The organism is Sinomonas sp. G460-2, assembly GCF_047759905.1.
Lineage (GTDB): Bacteria > Actinomycetota > Actinomycetes > Actinomycetales > Micrococcaceae > Sinomonas.
Genome location: NZ_JBKZWT010000353.1, coordinates 1 through 3599 on the forward strand (window position 1 = coordinate 1; position 3599 = coordinate 3599).

4 protein-coding genes are annotated in these 3599 nt (G+C 68.2%); 3 read left to right on the plus strand and 1 reads right to left on the minus strand.

All coding sequences use genetic code 11. The features are described from left to right. The first annotated feature begins 236 nt into the window (after positions 1-236). The 3 genes from ACLN58_RS19610 to ACLN58_RS19620 all read left to right on the plus strand — a co-directional run bounded on the left by ACLN58_RS19610 (position 237) and on the right by ACLN58_RS19620 (position 2799). A complete protein-coding gene (locus ACLN58_RS19610; protein ID WP_415856915.1) occupies positions 237-425 on the plus strand; it encodes a hypothetical protein in 189 nt (62 codons plus the stop codon). 141 nt (positions 426-566) lie between these two features. Next, positions 567-2099 (plus strand): amino acid permease, encoded by a 1533-nt coding sequence (locus ACLN58_RS19615; protein WP_415856916.1) that lies wholly within the window; start codon positions 567-569, stop codon positions 2097-2099. A 94-nt stretch (positions 2100-2193) separates the two neighbouring features. Then, positions 2194-2799, plus strand: a complete 606-nt coding sequence (locus ACLN58_RS19620; protein ID WP_415856917.1) for a TetR/AcrR family transcriptional regulator — start codon at positions 2194-2196, stop codon at positions 2797-2799. 41 nt (positions 2800-2840) lie between these two features. On the opposite strand, the gene ACLN58_RS19625 is transcribed toward ACLN58_RS19620, so the two are convergent. After that, the coding region (locus ACLN58_RS19625) for an IclR family transcriptional regulator (RefSeq protein ID WP_415856918.1) at positions 2841-3599 on the minus strand (759 nt) is incomplete at its 5' end.

Consider the following 3599-nt stretch of genomic DNA (forward strand, 5'->3'; position numbering starts at 1 on the left):
CGAGCGCGCCGCCCAGCCCGACGCCGACCCCCACTCCGACGGCGCCGTTCTACACCTTGAATGCCAGTGATCAGAGAGCTACGGGTTCGGACACGATAACGGTCCATGCGATGCCCGCGAGGCCGGCGTCCCAGCCAACGACGGTCGTCGTCACAGTGCGCTATTCGCCGGGAACCGTATCTCCCCCGCCGCCTTCGAGCGGATGGACCTGTCCGCCGGCCTCGACTGCCGATTTATTGACGACGCTAACCTGCACCACGCCGTTCGTGGGCGGCGGCCAGATTCCTCAGCTGGTCCTTTCTTGGACCGCCGCCACCGGATTAACGCAGACCTTGGGTTTGGGGCAGGTCGCTCAGCCGGCCGTCACCGGGACTGCCGTGCTCGAGCAGGGCGGGACGCCCGTCTCCAACACCGCGACGTTCTGACCTACTGCCCGTGGGCCTGCGGGTCCGCATCCTGAGACGATTTGAGGTGCCCACGGAGCGGACACCTACCCTTAACAGGTTGTTTTTGGCCTCACGGGTTGTTTTGGCCCCGGGCCGCCGGCCGGTACCCCAGGAAGTTGCATGCAGATCCTCCGCACCAAGCCCATCGAGCAGACGCTCGCCGACTCTGACGAACCGGGCAGGAGGCTCAAGCGGTCGCTCAGCTCGTGGGATCTCATGATCATGGGCGTCGCGGTCGCGGTGGGTGCAGGGATCTTCTCCGTCGGCGCGAAGGCTGCGGCGAACTTCGCGGGCCCGGCCGTCACGGTCTCCTTCGCGATCGCCGCGGTCGCGTGCGCGCTCGCGATCATGTGCTACGCCGAGTTCGCCACGGCGATCCCGGTCGCGGGGTCCGCCTACGTCTTCACGTACGCCACCATGGGCGAGCTGCTCGGATGGATCATCGGCTGGAACCTCATCCTCGAGCTGTTCACGGCGGGCGCCGTCGTCGCGAAGTACTGGGGCCTCTACCTCAGCAAGGTGTTCTCCCTCGTGGGCCTCGACGTCCCGCCGAGCATCCAGCTCGGCCCCATCGAGCTCGTGTGGGGCCCGTTCCTCATCGTCTCGATCTTCACGGTCCTCCTGGTCCTCGGCACAAAGCTCTCGGCCCGCGTGGGCAACGTCTTCACGATCATCAAGATCGCCGTGGTGCTGTTCGTGATCGTGGTCGGATTCACGTACGTCAAGGCACAGAACTACGCTCCGTTCGTCCCGGCGGCGGTCCCCGCGCACGCCTCGGACGGCACGGCCGTGCTCAAGCAGTCGCTCGTCGCGTTCGCGACGGGCGCCGCGCCGGCGCAGTATGGCCTGTTCGGGGTGTTCGCGGGCGCCGCGCTCGTGTTCTTCGCGTTCATCGGCTTCGACGTGGTCGCGACGAGCGCCGAGGAGGTCACGGACCCCCAGAAGACGCTCCCGCGCGGCATCTTCGCGGGCCTCGGCGCCGTGACGCTCCTGTACATCCTCGTCTCGCTCGCCCTCACGGGCATGGTCCCGTACACGGCCCTCGCGGCCGCCGAGCAGCCCACCCTCACCACCGCGTTCGAGGCCGTGGGGAACACGGACGCCGCGAAGGTCATCGCGTTCGGCTCGCTCGTGGGCCTCACGACCGTCATCATGGTGCTCCTCATGGGCCTCGCCCGTGTGGTCCTCGCGATGAGCCGCGACGGCCTCCTCCCGCGGGCGCTGTCCGTGACGTCGGAGAAGCGTTCGACGCCGGCCCGCCTCCAGATCCTGTGCGGCGCGCTCGTGGCGATTGTCGCGGGCCTCACCCAGGTGGACGTGCTCGAGGAGATGATCAACATCGGCACGCTCTCGGCGTTCGTCGTGGTGAGCCTCGGGATCATCGTGCTGCGCCGCCGTCGTCCGGACCTCAAGCCGTCCTTCCGCGTGCCGTTCGGCAAGGTCCTACCGATCGTCTCCGCAGCCCTCTGCCTGTACCTCATGGCAAATCTTGCCGTTGAAACGTGGATTTATTTCGCAGTGTGGCTTGCCGTTGGTCTGACCATCTATTTCGCCTACGGCCGCGGACATTCGCGGCTCAACGAGAAGTTCGCCGGGGCCCGCTCGGCGGTGGCGTCGGACGGCGAGCCATTGGATAGCGTCGGCGTCCAATAATCGCGATCCCGGCCTGTAGGATCACCGGTGGGGGAGTGAGGCACTACACATCAGATCCGATCACGCACGTGACGGTCGGGACGAGGATTGGGTTATGGCAAGACCGCCACGGCCAGAGCGAAAAACGGAGCTGCTCGAGCAGATTCTGGAATTCCTGCTGGACAAGACGCTCGCGGATTTGACGTTCCGTAGCCTGGCTGACGGGCTCGGTATCAGCAGCTACGTGCTCGTCTACCACTTCGGCAACCGAGAGCAACTCGTTGCCGAGATTATCCGTGGCATCGAGTCCCGGTTCGACGCTTATCAGCCGGGCGCCGAGACGATGACTCTCGACGAGCTCATCCTGTGGGCTCGGGCGGTGTTCGAGCGCTCGCTGGAGAGCCGCGGCCGCCACCTTCAGCGCCTCGAGTTCGAGGCCGCCGTCCAGGACGTCGTGGCGGAGCGGCCGCGCGGGACTTCGGCGGCCGGGTACCTCGGGTGGTGCCGGTTCCTCGCCTCCTGGCTCGAGAACGAGGGCATTCCGGCCGACGAGGCGGCCGTCCGCGGCCGCACGTTCGTCTCGGCCGTGACGGGCCTCATGTACGACTACGTCGTCACCGGTGACGGCACCGCAGTGCGGGCGTGCTTCGAGATGCTCGTCGACGCGTTCGTCCGCCAGCACACCGCGAGCCAGACGGCCGCTGGCGAGCGCCGCCCCTGACGGCTCGGGCTCAGTCCCCGATTCGGGGTGTAGCCGGGCGTTCAGGCCAGCGGCGCACCAGGCGGCACCCAGCCGAGGTCCCGTGAGATGGCGTCCGTGCACGCCGTCAGCGCCGGGACGAGGCCCAGAAGCCCCTCTCGGTCGAGCAGTACGGTCGGAACGGAGCACGAGGCCGCCGCGACGGCGCGGCCGCTCACGTCCCGGATGGGCGCCGCGACGCAATGCACGAACGCCTCATGTTCTTCGTCGTCGAGCGCCCAGCCCTGCGCGGCGACCCGATCGAGCTCGGCGAGCAGCGCCTCGGGGCTCGTGATCGTCCGTTCCGTGAGCGGCGCGTAGTCGATGGCCGCAGCGATGGCCTCGCGGCGTGACACCGGGAGGTCGGCGAGCAGGACCTTCGCGACGGCGGCAGCGTGCAGGGCCGCCGTGAGGCCGATCCGCGAGTACATCCGCACGGGCTGCCGAGACTCGAGCTTGTCGATGTACGTCACGTCGGGGCCCTCGAACGCCGCGAGGTGGACCGTGTACCCCGTGAGCTCGTTGAGCCGCACGAGGTGCGGCCGCGCCACCGCGCGGACGTCGCGCTGCTCGAGCGCGAGCGAGGAGAGCTCGAAGAGCTTGGGGCCCAGTCGGTAGCGCTGCTGCCCGTCGCGCACCACGAAGCGCTTCTCCTCGAGGCCGTGCAGGAGCCGCATGACGGTCGTCTTGTGGACGGTCGCGCGCGACGCGAGCTCCTCGAGCGTTGCCGGGCCGGCTGCGAGTTCGCCCAGGAGGTCAAGCGCTCGGAGGAGGCTCTGGCT